The 17873-nt window shown below is 63.6% G+C and carries 17 protein-coding genes; 15 read left to right on the top strand and 2 right to left on the bottom strand.

Features of this window, described 5'->3' with window-relative positions:
• The first annotated feature begins 38 nt into the window (after positions 1–38).
• From AAG801_RS02240 to AAG801_RS02185, 12 genes are all read left to right on the top strand, one after another.
• Complete coding sequence (locus AAG801_RS02240; RefSeq protein WP_341886980.1) at positions 39–1631, top strand: AMP-binding protein; 1593 nt, start codon at positions 39–41, stop codon at positions 1629–1631.
• Between the two features lie 528 nt (positions 1632–2159).
• Positions 2160–2960, top strand: a complete 801-nt coding sequence (locus AAG801_RS02235) for an SDR family oxidoreductase (RefSeq protein ID WP_341886979.1) — start codon at positions 2160–2162, stop codon at positions 2958–2960.
• Positions 2961–2969: 9 nt separating this feature from the next.
• Positions 2970–3737: a crotonase/enoyl-CoA hydratase family protein gene (locus AAG801_RS02230; protein ID WP_341886978.1), complete on the top strand. Its 768-nt coding sequence runs from the start codon at positions 2970–2972 to the stop codon at positions 3735–3737.
• Positions 3738–3739: 2 nt separating this feature from the next.
• Positions 3740–4717, top strand: a complete 978-nt coding sequence (locus AAG801_RS02225) for a nitronate monooxygenase (protein WP_341886977.1) — start codon at positions 3740–3742, stop codon at positions 4715–4717.
• A 58-nt stretch (positions 4718–4775) separates the two neighbouring features.
• The gene (locus tag AAG801_RS02220; RefSeq protein ID WP_341886976.1) at positions 4776–5216 is read left to right on the top strand and encodes a hypothetical protein; all 441 of its coding nucleotides are present in this window, start codon (positions 4776–4778) and stop codon (positions 5214–5216) included.
• Position 5217: 1 nt separating this feature from the next.
• Entirely contained in the window at positions 5218–6366 is a 1149-nt protein-coding gene (locus AAG801_RS02215) for a thiolase family protein (RefSeq protein WP_341886975.1), read from the top strand.
• A 117-nt stretch (positions 6367–6483) separates the two neighbouring features.
• Positions 6484–7689: an ABC transporter substrate-binding protein gene (locus AAG801_RS02210; RefSeq protein WP_341886974.1), complete on the top strand. Its 1206-nt coding sequence runs from the start codon at positions 6484–6486 to the stop codon at positions 7687–7689.
• A 10-nt stretch (positions 7690–7699) separates the two neighbouring features.
• On the top strand, positions 7700–8509 hold the full coding sequence (locus AAG801_RS02205; RefSeq protein WP_341886973.1) for an ABC transporter ATP-binding protein: 810 nt from the start codon (positions 7700–7702) through the stop codon (positions 8507–8509).
• Positions 8502–9218, top strand: a complete 717-nt coding sequence (locus AAG801_RS02200) for an ABC transporter ATP-binding protein (RefSeq protein WP_341886972.1) — start codon at positions 8502–8504, stop codon at positions 9216–9218. The genes AAG801_RS02205 and AAG801_RS02200 overlap by 8 nt, the downstream gene beginning before the upstream one ends.
• Positions 9219–9232: 14 nt before the next feature.
• Positions 9233–10105, top strand: a complete 873-nt coding sequence (locus AAG801_RS02195) for a branched-chain amino acid ABC transporter permease (RefSeq protein WP_341886971.1) — start codon at positions 9233–9235, stop codon at positions 10103–10105.
• Between the two features lie 101 nt (positions 10106–10206).
• A complete protein-coding gene (locus tag AAG801_RS02190; protein WP_341886970.1) occupies positions 10207–11154 on the top strand; it encodes a branched-chain amino acid ABC transporter permease in 948 nt (315 codons plus the stop codon).
• A gap of 73 nt (positions 11155–11227) precedes the next feature.
• Positions 11228–11581: a GNAT family N-acetyltransferase gene (locus AAG801_RS02185; RefSeq protein WP_341887033.1), complete on the top strand. Its 354-nt coding sequence runs from the start codon at positions 11228–11230 to the stop codon at positions 11579–11581.
• Between the two features lie 43 nt (positions 11582–11624).
• Here the strand turns inward: AAG801_RS02185 and AAG801_RS02180 are convergent, their stop codons facing one another.
• Entirely contained in the window at positions 11625–12146 is a 522-nt protein-coding gene (locus AAG801_RS02180) for an Lrp/AsnC family transcriptional regulator (RefSeq protein WP_341886969.1), read from the bottom strand.
• A 92-nt stretch (positions 12147–12238) separates the two neighbouring features.
• Here AAG801_RS02180 and AAG801_RS02175 point away from each other — a divergent pair, with 92 nt between their 5' ends.
• Both AAG801_RS02175 and AAG801_RS02170 read left to right on the top strand, forming a co-directional pair.
• Positions 12239–15847 (top strand): indolepyruvate ferredoxin oxidoreductase family protein, encoded by a 3609-nt coding sequence (locus AAG801_RS02175; RefSeq protein WP_341886968.1) that lies wholly within the window; start codon positions 12239–12241, stop codon positions 15845–15847.
• Between the two features lie 80 nt (positions 15848–15927).
• Complete coding sequence (locus tag AAG801_RS02170; RefSeq protein ID WP_341886967.1) at positions 15928–16284, top strand: hypothetical protein; 357 nt, start codon at positions 15928–15930, stop codon at positions 16282–16284.
• Here the strand turns inward: AAG801_RS02170 and AAG801_RS02165 are convergent.
• Positions 16262–17218: a LysR family transcriptional regulator gene (locus AAG801_RS02165; protein ID WP_341886966.1), complete on the bottom strand. Its 957-nt coding sequence runs from the start codon at positions 17216–17218 to the stop codon at positions 16262–16264. The two genes, AAG801_RS02170 and AAG801_RS02165, sit on opposite strands and share 23 nt — an antisense overlap.
• Before the next feature lie 132 nt (positions 17219–17350).
• Between AAG801_RS02165 and AAG801_RS02160 the strand changes: the two genes are divergently transcribed.
• Positions 17351–17873: amidohydrolase family protein (locus AAG801_RS02160; protein WP_341886965.1), on the top strand; the 523-nt coding region annotated here is incomplete at its 3' end.

The raw sequence follows: 17873 nt of genomic DNA, 5'->3' as shown, positions 1-17873 counted from the left end.
TATTGCTCTAGATTCCGTCGAACAAAAGGAGACAAGATATGAAATCAGAGTCAATCGTCGCACCGGTACCGGCTGGTATTCCGAACGCCGGGAGCCCTGCACCCAACTCTCTCGAGCACTGGGCGATGGTGAAGCCGAACGAGGTGGCGATCATCGACGGTGAAACCGAAGTGACCTGGGGTGCGTGGAACCTGGCTGCCAATCGACTTGCCGAGGCATTCGCGCGCATCGGCGTTGTGGGTGGTGACGTCGTCGCGATTCGCTCGCAGATTCGGCACGAGTGGCAGTTCATCAGTTCTGCACTGGCCAAGTTGGGGGCTTCGATACTGCCTTTCAACTGGCGGCTGACCCCGAAGGAATCGCGGCACATCCTCGAGGACAGCGGCGCAAAGGTTCTAGTCCTGGACGATGCAGATGTACAGGCGTTCTTGCCTGCGTACGAGGGCCTGAATCTGAAGGCGGTGGTCGCCATCGGTTCGCAGCCCCCCGCCGAAGTGCTTTCGATGGATCAGCTGTTGGCACAGACCGAGCCTGTCCCCCGCTTTGCGACGGGCCGCCCGCCGTTGATCATCTACACCTCCGGTACAACGGGGCAGCCCAAGGGCGTCGTCATGGGCGAGCTCGTGATGAGTGCGGAGCGTATGGAGCAACTTCAGAGCGTCGAAGCTGCGGACCCGCAGCTTCCGGGGGCACGCGCCATGCTGACACTTCCCATGCATCACGGCGCAGGACCAGGCACCTGTTGGAGCTCGATTGCCGCGGGCAACACCTTGATCATGGCGAGGCGTTTTCTACCCCAGCAAGCGCTTGCCGACATTCAGCGTCACCGTATCAATCACTGGGTTGCAGTGCCCACCATGTTGAAGCGGATTGCCGCATTGCCTGAAGATGTGCTGCGGGGTTACGACGTTTCCTCGATTCGCTCCTTGCGCACCGGCGCCGCGCCAGTGCCTACAAGCCTGAAGGAATGGGTGCTGGGCTATTTTGGAGAGGTTCTGCACGAAGCCTACGGAGCGACAGAGGTCGGCATGATTGCGCACCTCGGTCCGCAGGACGTGCGCAGAAAGCCGGGGTCCAGCGGCAAGCCGTATCGGCACGTACAGATTCGCATCAAGGATGAGATCGGCAAGCTGTTGCCGGTAGGGGCGGTGGGGGCCATCTGGGTCAAATCCCCGGCGGTGATCAAGCGCTACGTCAATCAACCGCTGCTCGGACGAGACACCATTGACGAGGACGGCTTCTTCCAGGTGGGTGATGCGGGGCGACTGGACGAAGATGGGTACATCTACCTGACAGATCGCATCAAGGACATGATCATTTCAGGTGGCGTGAACATCTATCCGGCCGAGATCGAATCCGCCTTGATTCAACACCCGGCGATTCAGGACGTGGCAGTCATTGGCGTTCCAGACGAAGATTTCGGTGAAGCCGTCAAGGCGTTCGTGGAACTCAGGAGCGGCGCAACGTTGACCGCGAACGAGCTTCTGACCTTCGTCGAGCCCTTGCTCGCCTCGTACAAGCGTCCTCGCTCCATCGAGTTCGTGGTCGAGTTGCCACGCAGCACGATGGGAAAGATCCTGAAGCGCGAGCTGCGAAACCCGTTCTGGCAGAACGAGGAGAGAAATGTATGAGCGCCGAGACTCATATTTTCGACCTTGATGGCGGGTTCCAAGCGCTGTTCGCCAGGCAGCCCACTGCGAAGGCGTGAACACGCTTCCGATCAAGCTCGCGTAGCGTCTTGTCGCGCGCTTTCGTGAGCCTGGACGCCTCATGTATCCATCGCTCTTGCCATCTTCCTGCAGATGTTCGAGCCGGCCAGCTGGCTCGATCAAACGTCGCATGGCGCTCTTCCGCACTGTGTCTCGCTCCAGCCGGAGCGCGGAGTTGCGTTCGAGCATGCAACGAGATTCAAGTGGACTCATCCCGGAGTTCGCCCTCGCGGCTCCAATCTTTTTGGGTTGCTCGTCGCTTCCGACGATCGCAAAAGAACGCCGCGTACCTACATTTGTTCCGGAGCATCGGGCAGGAAAAAAGAGACGAAGGCTACACGGGACTAACCGTGGAGATTTCTGAACCGCCTGTCAGAACCTTTGCGCGGCACGCCGAATTCACATCTTGATGCGCACGATGCGCACTCTTTAGGAAATAGGAGAAAACGAATGAGTGTCGAAACCCAAATATTCAATCTTGATGGCCGTGTTGCCGTGGTCACTGGCGCAGGCCAGGGCGTAGGCAAGGGCATCGCGCAGATGCTGTCCGCGCACGGTGCGGCCGTGGTCGTCAATGACTACTTCGCTGAACGTGCGCATGCGGTGGCGCAGGAGATCAAAGCGGCGGGCGGAAAGGCTGAAGCCATCCAAGCCGACGTGACAGACTACGCCAGCGTGGGCGCCATGTTCGAGAAGGCGAATGCAATCTTTGGCAAGGTCGACATCCTCGTGAACAACGCGGGAAATGCCGGCGCCAATCCTGACAGTGGTTCCAGCAGGAAACCATTCTGGGAATCCGACCCCGCCGACTGGGAGCGCTTCATCTCGGTGAATCTGGACGGCGTGATGAACTGCAGCCGGCATGCCTTGCCGGGCATGGTGGATCGGCAGCACGGTCGACTGATCACGATCATCTCCGACGCCGGCCGCTCAGGCGAAGCGAATGGGTTGGAGGTTTACTCCGCAGCCAAGGCCGGTGCAGCAGGCCTGACCCGCGGCATCGCGCGCGGCGTGGGGCGGTACGGCATCACTGCAAACAACATCGCGATCTCGGCGACCAACACGCCGGCAATCGCCGCCGCCGTTGCAAATCCGGAGCTTATCAAGAAGGCGCTCGCCCAGTATGTCGTGCGCCGGCTGGGCGAGCCTTCTGATGTTGCCGCCATGGTGCTCTTCCTGGCATCGGGGGCAAGTAGTTGGATCACGGGCCAGACCTATCCGGTGAATGGCGGCTTCTCGTTCTCGATGTAAGGCACATCCATGAGCAAATCTCTTGTCTTCACCGAGCGTCTGGGGCAGATCCTGGTCATCACGATCAATCGGCCCGAGGCCAGGAATGCATTCGATGCAGCCACCGCGAAGGCCATGTCGGACATCGTCGACGATTTCGACAACGATGCGTCGATTTTCCTGGCGGTGGTAACCGGGGCTGGCGGCACTTTCTCCGCCGGCGCCGACTTGCGCGCTGCAGCGCGAGGTGAGTTGGCCTCGACGCCCGAGCGAGGAGGCTTCGGGATCTTCACACGCCCGCCGGCCAAGCCGCTGATCGCGGCGGTGGAAGGGTATGCGGTGGGCGGCGGCATGGAGCTGTGCATGGCCTGCGACCTGGTGGTTGCCGCGAGCGATGCGAAGTTCGGCCTGCCCGAGGTGCGTCACAACGTGATCGCGCTCGGCGGCGGGTTGTTCCGTGCGCCCAGGCGCGTCCCCTACAACATCGCAATGGAACTCCTGCTGACGGGTGACATGCAGAGTGCGGCGACTTTGCAGCAATGGGGTTTTGTCAACCGCGTGAGCGAACCAGGCCAGGCGTTGGCTGGAGCACTGGAGCTGGGGCGGCGGATCTTGCGCAATGGGCCGACTGCCCTTGCCGCAACCAAGCAGATCGTGCGAGCCGCCGTCGACTGGACTGAGAACGAGGCGTGGGCGCAGCAGATGGCGATGGCCACGTCCGCCCTCGAGTCGGAAGACCGCAGAGAGGGCGTGCAAGCCTTCCTTGAGAAGCGCGATCCAGTGTGGCAAGGACGTTGAGCATGATCCGTCTTCCAGAGCACATCGCCAGACGACTTCACCTACCTGTGATTGCGGCGCCCATGCTGCGCGTCTCGGGGCCGGACCTCGTGATCGCCACCTGTCGCAGCGGTGCGATCGGCGCGTTCCCGACCGCTAACGCGCGCAGCGCGGAGGAACTCGATGCGTGGCTGGCACGCATTGTTTCGGAACTGGGCGATAGCGATGTGAAGGCTGCCCCCTGGTGCCCGAACCTGATCATCCACCGCGGCGAGGAATCCTTGAAGAGGGATGTGGAGTTGATCGTGCGCCACGGTGTGGAGATGGTGATTACCAGCGTCGGCTCCCCCGAACCGGTGATCGCGCCACTTCACGACGCAGGATGTCTGGTGTTCGCCGATGTCGCGACGATCAAGCATGCGCGAAAGGCCATCGAAGCGGGCGCGGACGGCCTGGTGCTTCTGACCGCAGGTGCGGGCGGCCAAACCGGTTGGCTCAATGGCTTCGCGTTCGTGCGGGCTGTTCGCAGCTTCTTCGATGGCCCGATCGTGCTTGCAGGCGGCGTGAGCGACGGAGCCGCACTTCTCGCCGCACAGGTACTCGGTTGTGACCTGGCCTACATGGGAACCAAGTTCATTGCCGCCGAAGAAAGCATGGCGTCTCAGGCATACAAACAAATGCTGGTGAACTCCAGTGCCGATGACATCGTACTGACGCGTGCCATCACCGGGCTGCAGGCAAGCATGCTGGCGCCGTCCCTGTTGGCGGCAGGTCTCGATCCGGCCGCACTCGACGAGTCCATGACGCCGGAGAGGGCCCGAGAGCTCTTCAGCCAGGCCAAAGACCCCAACCGTGCCAGCCGTTGGACCGACATCTGGAGCGCGGGGCATTCGGTGAGCGGCGTTGGCGCGATCGAGCCAGTGGCCGAGATCCTGGCGACGACTGGCCGTGAATTCGACGCTGCGCGCTACAGGATGCGATCGATGGTGGACGCATGTTGATGGCTATCGCAGGCGACCCCGTCACTTCGCTCTTTTGACCTTGTTCCAGGACCCCTCGATGACCTCTTTGCAATATCAAGGTTTTTATGCGGAAGAAGGTACGGCTGCACTGCCGACTTCACCCGCGCTGCGCGCCGTCAAGTCCCGCAGCGGACACATCAGCTTTCCGCCGCAGCACTATGGCTGCCAGCTCACGGGCGACACGGGCGAGAACCTTGTCGAGGTGCTTCTGACGGGCCGTGGGCGCCTGCATGCGCAATCGACAGTTCACATGCATGCCAGGCCCGTGCCGCCTGTGCCCTTCACGGTGGTCGAGGTTGCGCTGGAGGACGGCCCGCTTGTGCGGGGACTCCTCTCGGCGGCTCAGGTGGTGCCGCTGCAGAACGGCGCGATGCTCGTCACCTGTCTGGAGGCGGTGCAGAACGAGGCGGGAGAAACGGTGCGCGACTTGCGCTTTATTGCCGAAACGGCAGCCGGCAGCAGCGGCAAGGAGGATTGAAATGGCAAAGACATTGGCACAACTGCGCCCCGTGTACGTCGTAGGTGTGGGCTGGCATCGCTACCAGGAACTGTCCGAGACACCGTATGTCCAGTTGGGCCTGACGGCAGTTCGCCAAGCGCTCGCCGACGCCGGAGCAAAGTGGACCGACATCGAGACGAGCTATGTCGGCACTGCCTTGTTGGGCATGGCCAGTGGCCGGCCGATGCTGAGCCATCTGGGCAGCAACCAGAGCTCGATCGTCCACATCGAGAACGCCTCCGCCTCAAGTTCGGCGGCGTTCCGGCATGCCTGCATCGAAGTGGCCTCGGGCGTGAGCGACGTGGGTCTGGTCGTGGGCGTGGACAAGCCCGCGCGGGTGGGCAACGCCATGAAGCAAACCGGCGTCCGGCAACTCGCGGCCGAAGAAATCGTGCCGTTTACGCACTTCGCTCTGCTCACCGACGCCTACATGACGAAGTACGGCGTAACCATCGAAGATATCGCACGCGTGGCGGTCAAGAACCATGGCAACGGCGCGAAGAATCCCAACGCGCATCGCCAGAAGGCGCGGTCGCTCGAAGACATCCTCAAGGGGCGTCCCGTGTCGGGTCTCCTGACGACGCTTCAGTGCTGCCCGGTTGGAGAAGGGGCGGCTGCGGCGGTGATCGTCTCGGAGGAGGGCATCAAGCGCCTCGGGCTGGACGCGTCGCGCGCAGTGAGGGTTTCCGCCTCAGCCGCCATCAGCGAGACGGTCTACCCGCCGGAGGTGGGGTTCGACGCCGAGCTGACCCGGCGTGTGAGCGGCATGGCGATGGCACAGGCGGGCATCAAGGCTTCGCAGCTCGATCTGGTCGAACTGCATGATGCTTTCACGGTGGAAGAGCTTCAGTACATCGAAGCCATGGGCATCTGCCGGCCTGGCGACGCGGTGGAGTGGCTCAAGGAAGGAGCCTTCGACATCGGGGGCAAGGTGGCAGTCAACCCTTCGGGGGGCCTTCTTGCCATGGGGCACCCCATCGGGCCAACGGGGGTGGGTCAGATCGGAGAGATCACGATGCAGCTGCGTGGCGAGGCCGGCGGCAGGCAACACAAGGGTGCAAGGATTGGCCTGGCCCATATGGTGGGCTTGGGTGCAGTGGGCTATGCCCACGTGCTGCAACGCGACTGACTCACGCTGAAAGAGGCACGGGCCTTCAGGCGGAGCTCTGCCAGCGGCCTGCGGTCAGTCAGGTCAGATACGAACAGCACCTGGCGGGAATATCCATCAACAACGAAGGAGACAGGCATGAAAACGACATTGCGCATTCTGGCCTCGGTGGCCGCATTTTTGGCCCTGAGCGTGGGAGCGCAGACGAAGAGCAAGTACGACGACGGGGCATCGGACACCGAAATTCGCATCGGGCATACGAGTCCGCAAAGCGGACCGGCATCGGCGTGGGGAGGTCTTGGCAAGGGCATGATCGCCTACTTCAAGATGGTCAACGACAACGGCGGCATCAACGGACGCAAGATCAATCTGCTGACCTATGACGACGGCTATCTACCTCCGCGTACGGTCGAGGTGACCCGCAAGGCGATCGAGTCCGACAAAGTGCTGTTCATGGCCGGCGGCATGGGCAGCAGCCCGCAGCTTGCGGTGGCACCTTATCTGAATCAGAAAAAGGTGCCGCAGCTCTTTCTGGCCGCCGCCGCCTCCAAGTTGGCAGATCCGAGCAAATTCCCGTACACGCTGATCCTCGCCACAACCTACGAGTTCGAAGGCGGTTCGTGGGCCGAGCATCTGTCCCAAACCAAACCCAACGCCAAGGTTGCAGTGATCTATCAGGATGATGATGCCGGGCGGGCAGTTCTGAGCGGCTTCAAAGCAAAGCTTGCGGGCACCAGCATCACGGTGGTCTCTGAGCAGACCTACACGGTGACGGACCCCACGATCGACTCGCAGATCATTGCGATGAAGAACTCGGGCGCTGACGCGGTGCTGATGATTACGATCTCCAAGATGAGTGCCCTGGCGTTGCGCAAGATCCGCGCGCTCTCATGGGATCCAGTCATCTATGCCAGCTCGGGCGGCTCCTCGCCAAAGACATCTTTCGCGCCCGCGGGTCTTGAGAGCGCGAGGGGGGTGATCATTGCAACTTGGAGGCCGAGCGTCGGCGCCAAGGAATTCAAAGATTCACCAGAGGTCAAGGCCTACAGGCAGTTTCTCGCGAAGTACCTTCAGGGCGTAGATGCCACAGATGAAATCTACGCCGCCGGGTACAACGCCGGCGCGGCGACTGCGGAAGTGATCCGATTGGCTGGGAACGAACTGACCCGCGAGAACATCCACAAGATCGCGTCGAACCTCAAGGGAGTTCGCCTGCCGCTGATGCTGCCCGGCATCAGTCTTAATACGACCCCCACGGATTCGCGCCCCCTCAAGCAGGCGCAGTTCTTCAGGTTCAACGGTGCCGAGTACGAATCTCTCGGGTCGATCCGCTCGCTCGAGTGAGGCACGCCCGATGACTTCACTTGGCGTCCCACATGTCGGTTCTGCTGCCGAGCGGCCCTTGCTCTCGGTCGCGGGGCTCTCGATCCGATTCGGTGGCCTGCTTGCACTGGACGATGTGTCGTTCGCGGTCGCACCCCGGCAGATCTGCGGGCTGATCGGGCCCAACGGCGCCGGAAAAACCACGGTATTCAATTGCCTGAGCGGCATCTACCGCCCCTCCGCGGGCGAGATCCGGTTCAAGGACCGTGCCACGCTGAGGGTGCCGTCGCACAGGGTCGCGGCGCTTGGCATCGGTCGCACGTTCCAGAACCTGGCCCTGTTTCCCGAGATGAGCGTCATCGACAACGTGATGGTCGGCGGCTACTGCAGGACGAAGACCGGGTTTCTGGGCGGCATGCTCGGCACCGAGGCAGGGCGTCGGGAAGAGAAAGCTCTGGCAGGCCGTGTGAACGGCATACTGGACTTCTTCGACCTTACAAGCGACGCATCCAGACAGGTGGGCGACTTGCCTTTCGGAATCCAGAAGCGCGTCGAGTTTGCACGCGCACTGGCTGGTGAGCCAGAACTGCTCCTCTTGGATGAGCCTGCAGCCGGCCTCAATCACCATGAGGTCGAAGCGCTCAAGGCAATGATTCTTTCCGTGAGAGAGCGTTACAGGCTTGCTGTGCTCTTGGTCGAGCATCACATGAACCTGGTCATGTCCGTCTCGGACAACGTGGTCGCGCTCAACTTCGGGCGCAAGATAGTCGATGCCCCGCCCGCTGTCGCGCAAGAAGACCGCCAATTGATCGCGGCGTATCTGGGAGGCGGCAATGAATGACAACTTGATGAGCATTCGCGGACTTCGCGCCTTTTATGGCGCCACGCAGGCGCTCCACGGGGTCGATGTCGACGTTGCGCGCGGCGGGGTCACGGCCATCCTTGGTGCGAATGGCGCGGGCAAGACCACGACCCTGCGCGCCATCAGCGGCCTCGTTCGCGCCGAGGGAGCGATTGAGCTCGAAGGCAAGCCTCTGCTCGGTTTGCGGCCGGACCGCATCACAGCATGCGGCATCGCCCACGTGCCAGATGGACGAGGAACATTCAATGCAATGTCGGTCGAGGAGAACCTCTACCTGGGCGCTTATACCCGCAAGGATCGCATCGAAGTCGCGGCAGACATCGAAAGGGTGTACGTGCACTTCCCGCGCCTCAAGGAGCGCCGGACCCAACAGGCGGGCATGCTCTCCGGTGGCGAGCAGCAAATGCTGGCGATCTCACGGGCATTGATGCTGAAGCCCCGAATCCTGCTGCTCGACGAACCTTCGTTTGGCGTTGCGCCACTGGTTGTTCGAAACATCTTCGATATCTTGCACGACATCATCTCCTCGAAAGGAGTCAGCGTTCTGCTCGTCGAGCAGAACGCCAATCTGGCGTTGGAAATCGCGGATCGTGCATTCCTGCTGGAAACCGGACGCGTCGTTCTTTCGGGTAGTTCTGATGAACTGCGACGCAACGACACCATTCGGCGTAGCTACCTCGGCGCATAGCCAAAAGGGTTGAGATGGAAAATCTTGTTCAACAGGTTCTCGCCGGTCTGACCAGCGGCGCGATCTATGCGAGTCTCGGTCTGGCGATCGTGATGATCTACCGAGCGACGGGTCATCTGAACTTTGCGCAGGGAGAACTGGCCACGTTCTCGACCTTCATTGCGCTGAGCTTGATCACTCTTGGCGTTCCGTACTGGCTGACGTTACCGATGACGCTGGCGATCTCGTTCTTCGGTGGCGCCTTCTTGTGGAGTCATGTTGTCAAACCGATCGGGAGCATCAGTCGCGCAGCGCCCATCGCGGCATTGATCGGGGTCTTCCTGATCGTGAACAGCCTGTCGGGACTGATCTGGGGGCATGACACACAGGCCTATCCGAGCCCATTCGAAGAGTGGAGGTGGCTGTCGAACACTTACTTTTCTGCGCACGAATGCGGCGTCATCCTCATGATCGGATTGGTTTCGCTCGTGTTGCACATGTTCTTCCGCTTCACGAGGGCGGGACTTGCCATGCGCGCTTGCGCCGAGAACCCGTCGTCGAGCCATCTTGTCGGCATTCCGGTCGAGCGCTTGTTGTCGATTGGTTGGGGCATATCTACCGCGTTGGGTGCGCTCGCAGGAATACTGGTCGCCCCGATCATCTACCTGGATCCCAACATGATGGGCGGCGTGCTGATCTACGGATTCGCTGCCGCGCTCCTGGGTGGAATCACCAGCCCGGTAGGCGCGCTCGCGGGCGGAGTGATCATCGGAGTTGCCGAGAACCTCATTGGCTTTTACCTGATTGGCACCGAAATCAAGCTCAGTATCGCCTTGATGTTGATCATCGCGACATTGCTCTTCAAACCGGCCGGCTTGTTTGGCAAGACGATCTCCACGAGGGTTTAACGATGGACGCTATCAAGACAGCTTCTCTTCGAGCGCCATCAGCGCTCAACACGACATCTCCCCCTCGATTCCGGGGCGGGCGGGGCCGGACGGCAGGCCTGATGGCGCTCGTGCTTGTGCTTTGTGCAGTGCCCTTCGTGGTTGACGGCTACCGCAGCTTCCAGGTCGCTACGATCCTGCTTTATGCGGTCGCACTGATCGGCCTTAACTTGCTCACAGGCTACAACGGCCAAATATCCCTGGGCCATGGAGCCTTCTTTGCGCTAGGTGGATACGTGACGGCCATTCTGAGTGCTACGTTTGGAGTCCCGTTCTGGTTGACAGTCCCTTTGGCAGGTTTGGTCGGTCTCATCGTCGGATTCCTGTTCGGACTTCCGGCGCTCCGACTCGGTAGCCTCTATCTTGCGCTGGCCACGTTCTCGCTTGCCCTTGCGGTTCCCCAGCTTCTCAAATGGAAGTCAGCAGAGTTCATCACAGGTGGTGTCCTGGGAATAGCACTTCAGAAGCCCTCCGTCCCTGCATGGCTGCCATTGACCCAAGACCAGCTGCTCTATCTCTTCACGCTCCTGGTTGCGGTCGTCATGTACGTCCTCGCGCACAATCTGGTCAATAGCCGGATCGGCCGAGCTCTGATCGCGATTCGCGAAAGGCCGATAGCTGCGACGGCTGCGGGCATCAACGTGGCAATCGTGAAGTCGACCACATTCGGTGTCAGTGTGATGTTCACGGCAGTTGCCGGCGCATTGAGCGCATTGCTCGTTCAGTATGTCGCGCCAGACAGTTTCAGCCTGATGCTGTCCATCACAATGCTGGTCGGGATCATCGTGGGCGGCACGGCGTCGCTGGCCGGTCCTGTGGTTGGAGCGATCTTCATCACGTTGATACCGAACGTCGCCGAATCAATTTCCAAATCGGCGCCAGGTGCGATCTATGGCGCTTGCCTTCTGATCGTCGTCCTCTGCATGCCGCGTGGCATATGGGGGGCAGTCCAGAGCGTCGTGCATAGGTTCTGCAGACGCAAGGCCGTCGGCTCATCGAAGGTCCCATGACAGCGAAGTCGCCTTCGGAGGCGCTGGGTGGTGCATTTCTCCGCTACTTTCCATCGGTGCAATTTGATACGACCTGACTCCCGGCGGAGACCACCAGGTCCCAAACGCGCCAGCACGACCGCCGCAACGCGTCGCCGATGGACACGCCGCGCCCAGTCTCCTGCTGTCGGCATGGGTCGGCGACGAACTGGTGGGGCTGTCCCGCTCGCTGACTGACCATGCGTACTGCTGTTACCTGTCGGACCTGGCGGTGGACAAGAAGTACCAAGGCCATGGCATCGGCCGGGAACTCGTGAAGCGCACGCAGGCGATCATCGGCGACGAGGTGTCTTTGATCTTGCTGTCGGCCCCCGACGCGATGTCCTACTACCCGACGCTCGGCTTCGAGCTGGCGCAGAACGCGTACGTCATCCGGTGGAAGAAGTAAGGGGGGCGCTGCTCCGCGTCTCACACACGACGACCGGAGGCGTCTAGGTCCGTCGTGACGCCACCAAGCCGGCCTTCGCATCCAGCAGGTGCCCCAGCGGCAGCGCCGCCTCCGACTTGATCTCGCGCAGCACGATGCTCGAACGCACGTGCGTCACGCCGGGCAGGCTGAACAGCACCTCATGCAGGAAGCGCTCGTAGTGCTTCATGTCCGGCACGGTGACGTTGAGGATGTAGTCGGCGGGCCCGGTCGCCGACACGCAGCGAATGATCTGCGGGCTTGCAGCCACGGCTTCTTCGAAGCGTTGCACCATCGCTTCGCTGTGCCGGTCGAGGTTGACCTCGGCCACGGCCGACACGTGCAGGCCCACCAATTCTGGGTCGACGAGTGCGGTGTAGCCGCGGATGACGCCGGCCGCTTCCATGTCCTTGATGCGCTTCCAGCAGGGCGTGGGCGACAGGCCTACGGCCTCGGAAATCTGCTGCACGGTCTGCCGGCCGTCATGCTGCAGTGCAGAAAGAATCTTGAGGCAATGCTCGTCAAGAGAAACAGAACCGACGTTCATCGTGATTTTTGAGTGGATTCTTCTTCAAACAAGGGTCTGCGCCAGTGTATTGAAGAAACACTTACTTGGGGGGCGGCAGAACAATTCCGGGCATGAACGCCCCACACCCAGCGACCGCACTCAGACGGCCCGACTACCAACTTTCCGACAACCTCTGGGCCGATGCCGGCTCGGTCTTCCTCACCGGCACGCAGGCGTTGATCCGCATCCTGGTGATGCAGAAACAGCGCGACGCGGCACGCGGCCTGCACACGCAGGGCTTCGTGAGCGGCTACCGCGGCTCGCCGCTGGGCATGGTCGACCAGGCCATCTGGAAGGCCGGCGAGCGCTTCAAGAAGACGGGCATCCGCTTCGTACCCGCCGTGAACGAGGAGCTGGCCGCAACCCAGGTGCTGGGCACGCAGCGTGTGGAGTCCGACCCCGAGCGCACCGTCGATGGCGTGTACGCCATGTGGTACGGCAAGGGCCCGGGCGTGGACCGCGCGGGCGATGCGCTCAAGCACGGCAACGCCTACGGCTCGTCGCCGCGCGGCGGCGTGCTGGTGGTGGCGGGCGACGACCACGGCTGCGTGTCGTCGTCGATGCCGCACCAGAGCGACCACGCTTTCATGGCCTGGCGCATGCCCGTGATGCAGCCCGCGAGCGTGGCCGAGTACCTGGAGTTCGGCCTGTACGGCTACGAGCTCTCGCGCTATTCGGGCGCGTGGGTCGGCATGGCGGCGCTGTCTGAAATCGTCGAGAGCGCGGGCACGGTGGACCTCGACGCGGTGAACGCGCGCGTGGCCGCCTGGGAAGGCGCCGATGCCGTGCGCGCCGCCACCGGCCACGCCGCGCCGCCCGACGGCCTGCACTACCGCTGGCCCGACCTGCCGTCGCTGCGCATCGAGTCGCGGCTGGAGGACAAACTCGCGGCCGTGGCCGCCTTTACCCGCCGCAACAGCATCGACCGCCATGTCATCGTGAGCGCGCACGCCAAGGTGGGCATCGTCACCTGCGGCAAGGCGCACCACGACCTGATGGAGGTGCTGCGCCGGCTCGAACTCTCGCCCGAGCAACTCGCGCGCGCGGGTGTGCGGCTCTACAAGATCGGGCTGAGCTTTCCGCTCGAGCGGACGCGCCTGAAAGAGTTCGCGCAGGGGCTCGATGAAATTCTTATCGTGGAAGAGAAGGGCGCGGTGGTCGAGACACAGCTGCGCGACATCTTCTACAACGCGCCGCCCGATGCGCGCCCCATGCTCGTGGGCAAGCACGACCACGCGGGCCAGCCGCTGGTGTCGGCGCTCGGCGAGCTGCGGCCTTCGCGCCTCATCGAACTGGTTGCGCACTGGCTGGCCGAGCACTTTCCCGAAAACCACGACCTGGGCGATCACCTGCAGCATGTGCGCGACTTCACGCCGCCCGAGCTGTTGGGCAACGCGAGCGATGCGGTCAAGCGGGTGCCGTACTTCTGCGCCGGCTGCCCGCACAACACCAGCACCAAGGTGCCCGAAGGATCGACGGCGCGCGCGGGCATCGGCTGCCACTTCATGGCCAACTGGATGGACCGCAGCACGGCAGGCCTGATCCAGATGGGCGGGGAGGGCGTCGACTGGATCTCGCACGCGATGTTCACCAAGACGCCGCACGTGTTCCAGAACCTGGGTGACGGCACCTACTACCACTCTGGCTACCTCGCGATCCGCCAGGCCGTCGCGGCCAAGGCCACGCTCACCTACAAGATCCTGTTCAACGACGCGGTCGCGATGACCGGCGGCCAGCCGGTCGACGGCGTCATCAGCGTGGACGCGATCGCGCGGCAGGTGGAGTCGGAAGGCGTCACCAAGGTGGTGGTCGTGAGCGACGCCATCCATCACTACGACGCCATCAGGAACAAGTTTCCGGCCGGCACCGAGTTCCACGACCGCGCCGCGCTAGACGAGGTGCAGCGACGCCTGCGCGAAATGCCCGGCGTGACCGTGCTCATCTACGAGCAGACCTGCGCCGCCGAGAAGCGCCGCCGCCGCAAGAAGGGCGAGCTGGCCGATCCGCCCAAGCGCCTGTTCATCAACGAGGCCGTGTGCGAAGGCTGCGGCGATTGCACCGTGCAGAGCAACTGCGTGGCCGTGCTGCCGCACGAAACGTCGATGGGCCGCAAGCGCAAGATCGACCAGACCAGCTGCAACAAGGACTACTCCTGCGCCAAGGGCTTCTGCCCGAGCTTCGTGGGCGTCACCGGCGGCAAGCTGCGCCGCAAGAGCGGGGCGCTGGCGGCCGGGCGCGATGCCTTCCTGCACCGCGTGGCCGCGCTCGCGCATCCCGCGCCGCATGCATGGACCGGCCCCTACGACCTGCTCGTGACCGGCGTGGGCGGCACCGGCGTGGTGACGGTGGGTGCAGTCATCGCGATGGCCGCGCACCTCGAAGGCAAGTCGGCCAGCGTGCTCGACTTCATGGGCTTCGCGCAGAAGGGCGGCTCGGTGCTGAGCTTCGTGCGGCTGGCCGACACGCCCGAACGGCTGAACCAGGTGCGCATCGACACGCAGCAGGCCGACGCCATCCTCGCGTGCGACGTGGTGGTGGGCGCCTCGGCCGACGCGCTGCAGACCGTGCGGCACGGGCGCACGCGCGTGCTCGCGAACATCCACGAGATTCCCGTGGCCGAGTCGCTGCGCAACCCCGACGCCGACCTGCATGTCGACCTGCTGCTGGAGAAGATGCGCTTCGTCGCGGGCGAGGAACAGGTCGAGACCTTCGATGCGCAGAGCCTGGCGGAAGAGTTCCTGGGCGACACGCTGGCCGCGAACATCGTGGCGACCGGCTACGCGTGGCAGCGCGGCCTCGTGCCGCTGAGCCTCGAGGCGCTCATGCATGCGATCGAACTCAACGGCGTGGCCGTGGCGGCCAACCAGTCGGCGTTCTCGCTGGGGCGGCTTGCGGCCGGTGACGCTGCGGCGCTCGACCAACTGCGCGCGGCACCGGTCGAGGCTGCAGCGAACCAGGTCGACGACCGCCCGTTGGATGCCTTGCTGGTCGATGCGCGCCGCCATCTCACCGGCTACCAGAACGCCGCATGGGCGCAGCGCTTCGACCAGCGCATTCGCGCGCTGCAGGCGGTCGAGTCCGCATTGCCGGGCGGCGATGCGCGCCTGCCCTTCACGCGCAATGCAGCGCGCAGCCTGCTGAAGCTCATGAGCTACAAGGACGAGTACGAGGTCGCGCGCCTGTACACCGACGGCGCGTTCCTGCAGAAGCTGAAGGACCAGTTCGAAGGCGACCTGAAGCTCGAGTTCCACATGGCCCCGCCACTGCTCTCACGCCCTGCGCACGGTCAGGCGCCCGCCAAGATTCGCCTCGGTGCATGGATGCTGCCAGCGATGAAATGGCTGGCCCACGGCAAGCGCCTGCGCGGCACGCCCTTCGACCTGTTCGGCCACACGGCGGAGCGCCGCACAGAGCGCGGGCTGATCGATCACTTCGACCGCTTGCTGCAGGAAATGGCACTCGAACTGACGCCCAACAACCAGTCGACCGCCGCACGCATCGCAGCGCTGCCGCTGTCGGTGCGTGGCTTCGGCCATGTGAAGCTGGCGAACCTGGATGCGGCGCGCGTTCGCGAAGCCGAGCTGCTGCACCGCTTTGCGCCATCGCGCTACGCGAAGCCGGTGGACGCGCCCAGCGCCGGGCAGATCCGCGGCATCGCCATCGTGGCCAGCGCGCAGTAGCGGGCCGGTGGCGGGCGTGCGTGGCTCGGATACGATCCTTGCGAAGCACCCCCTCCCGCCACACTCCAACGACCGCCGACATGCGCACCTTCTTCTACTACGCCCTGATGCTCCTGCTCGGATACGCCTGGTACAGGGCCGGCCAGAACCTGCTCCGCAAGGGGTACCGCGACGAGAAGGGCGAACTCACCCAGGGCATCGTGGGGCCCGTCGGATTCCTGATGGTCGGTGGCGTGACCTGCTACCTCTTCTTCGCCATGCTGCGCGCCTTGGTTCGGGGCGAAATTCCTTGCGTCGGCAAAGGCTGCGTGGGGCAGGTCTACACGCTGGCGGCGCATGCGGGCGACTACTGGGCCAACCTGTTTTTCGTTGCGTGGTTGGTCCTGGGCTTGGGCTACGCGATGTACGTGACGCTCAGGATCTGGTTCCGGGCTTAGGGCGCGCGGTGCGCGGAGCCGGCTCCCGCGCCAGCATCTCGACCACCAAGGCAATGAACCACTGGTGCAGCGCCGAGGTCTCGTGCCGCTCGTGCCAGACCAGCTCGACGGTGCGCGCCGGCGCCGCCAGCGGTGGCGCCACGCGCTTCAGGCCCGTCATGCGCACCGTCTCCAGGCCCTCGGACCAGGGCAGCACGGCGATCAGGTCGGAGCGGCGCACGGCCTCGTAGGCTGCGGAGTAGTGGCTCACCGTAGAGACCAGGTTGCGTTGCAGGCCGCGGCTTTGCAGCACGCGGTCGTAGATGCCGCCGACACGGCCCGCCAGGCTCACGTCGAGGTGGCGTGCGGCCAAGAATTTCTTCAGCGGAATCTTGTCGAGCTTCGCCAACGGATGGTCATTGCGCATGAAGCAGGCGAAGTCGACCGACCACAGCCGGCGTGAGCGCATGAAGCCCGGGCGCTGCACGTCGTCGTTGTAGGCGCCGATGGCGAAGTCGGCCCGGTTGTCGTCCAGTGATTGTGCGAAGTCCACCACCGTGCCGGGGTGGGTGTGCAAGTGCATGCCCGGCGCAAGTTCGCCGAGCCGCTCGAGCAGCCGGGGGGCGACGATGCACGCCACGTAGTCGGTCATCGAGACCGTCAGGCGTGCGTCGCTTTGCGAGGCATCGAAGCTCTCGCCCTCGAGCGTGCCCCGGATGGTGCGCAGCGACCGGGCCAGCGGCGCCCACAACTCCGTGGCGCGCCGCGTCGGGCGGATGCCGGCGCCGTTGCGCACGAACAAGGGGTCGCCGTAGGTTTCGCGCAGCCGGCGCAGCGCATTGCTGACGGTGGGCTGCGTGAGCGACAGCTTCGATGCGGCGCGCGTCACGTTGCCTTCGTTCATGAGGGCTTCGAAGACCTTCAGCAGGTTGAGATCGGCGTTGCGGTAGTTCATGGGCAGGAGGCTGAAACCATTCATTCCATCAATGGAATGGATTCAGCATATAAATTTTTCGGAATTGTGACGCGATCCTACGATCCCGTCATTCCTTACCGCCCACGCCCCGGAACCCGGCAAACAGACCCCATGACCCAGATCCTCGTCAAGAACGCCCGCCTGCTCGATCCGCTGAAGCCCGAGCTGCAGGACCGCCACGACATCCTGATCGAGGGCGACACCATCCGCGAGGTGTCCGACCGGCCGATCGTGGCGCGCGATGCGCGGGTCATCGACGCCGCAGGCAAGACCGTGATGCCCGGCCTGATCGACCTGCATGTGCATGTGGTGGCCATCGAGCTGAACCTGCAGCGCCAGGCGCAGATGCCCAATGTGCTGGTGACGTTGCGCAGCCTGCCGATCCTGCGCGGCATGCTGCGCCGCGGCTTCACGACCGTGCGCGACGCGGCCGGCGCGGGCGACGCGTTCAAGCAGGCCGTGCAGTCGGGGCTGGCGCAGGGGCCGCGCCTGTTCGTCTCGGGCCGCGCACTGAGCCAGACCGGCGGCCATGGCGACGGCCGTGCGCGCTCCGACTATCTGATCGCCAACGGCGTGTGCCCCAGCTGCGCCCGCGTGGGCATGTTGGCCCGCGTGGCCGACGGCGTGGACGCCG

The organism is Variovorax sp. YR752, assembly GCF_943372545.1.
The sequence above is the reverse complement of the archived record's forward strand: the minus strand, read 5'-3'. Positions and strand labels throughout refer to the sequence as shown.

Bases quoted from the DNA above. Each gene is read 5' to 3' on its own strand.
- AAG801_RS02190 (WP_341886970.1), top strand. From the start codon at position 10,207: ATGGCGCTCGTGCTTGTGCTTTGTGCAGTGCCCTTCGTGGTTGACGGC.
- AAG801_RS02170 (WP_341886967.1), top strand. From the start codon at position 15,928: ATGCGCACCTTCTTCTACTACGCCCTGATGCTCCTGCTCGGATACGCC.
- AAG801_RS02175 (WP_341886968.1), top strand. From the start codon at position 12,239: ATGAACGCCCCACACCCAGCGACCGCACTCAGACGGCCCGACTACCAA.
- AAG801_RS02225 (WP_341886977.1), top strand. From the start codon at position 3,740: ATGATCCGTCTTCCAGAGCACATCGCCAGACGACTTCACCTACCTGTG.
- AAG801_RS02205 (WP_341886973.1), top strand. From the start codon at position 7,700: ATGACTTCACTTGGCGTCCCACATGTCGGTTCTGCTGCCGAGCGGCCC.
- AAG801_RS02195 (WP_341886971.1), top strand. From the start codon at position 9,233: ATGGAAAATCTTGTTCAACAGGTTCTCGCCGGTCTGACCAGCGGCGCG.
- AAG801_RS02200 (WP_341886972.1), top strand. From the start codon at position 8,502: ATGAATGACAACTTGATGAGCATTCGCGGACTTCGCGCCTTTTATGGC.
- AAG801_RS02215 (WP_341886975.1), top strand. From the start codon at position 5,218: ATGGCAAAGACATTGGCACAACTGCGCCCCGTGTACGTCGTAGGTGTG.
- AAG801_RS02230 (WP_341886978.1), top strand. From the start codon at position 2,970: ATGAGCAAATCTCTTGTCTTCACCGAGCGTCTGGGGCAGATCCTGGTC.
- AAG801_RS02180 (WP_341886969.1), bottom strand. From the start codon at position 12,146: ATGAACGTCGGTTCTGTTTCTCTTGACGAGCATTGCCTCAAGATTCTT.
- AAG801_RS02220 (WP_341886976.1), top strand. From the start codon at position 4,776: ATGACCTCTTTGCAATATCAAGGTTTTTATGCGGAAGAAGGTACGGCT.
- AAG801_RS02235 (WP_341886979.1), top strand. From the start codon at position 2,160: ATGAGTGTCGAAACCCAAATATTCAATCTTGATGGCCGTGTTGCCGTG.
- AAG801_RS02210 (WP_341886974.1), top strand. From the start codon at position 6,484: ATGAAAACGACATTGCGCATTCTGGCCTCGGTGGCCGCATTTTTGGCC.
- AAG801_RS02240 (WP_341886980.1), top strand. From the start codon at position 39: ATGAAATCAGAGTCAATCGTCGCACCGGTACCGGCTGGTATTCCGAAC.
- AAG801_RS02165 (WP_341886966.1), bottom strand. From the start codon at position 17,218: ATGAACTACCGCAACGCCGATCTCAACCTGCTGAAGGTCTTCGAAGCC.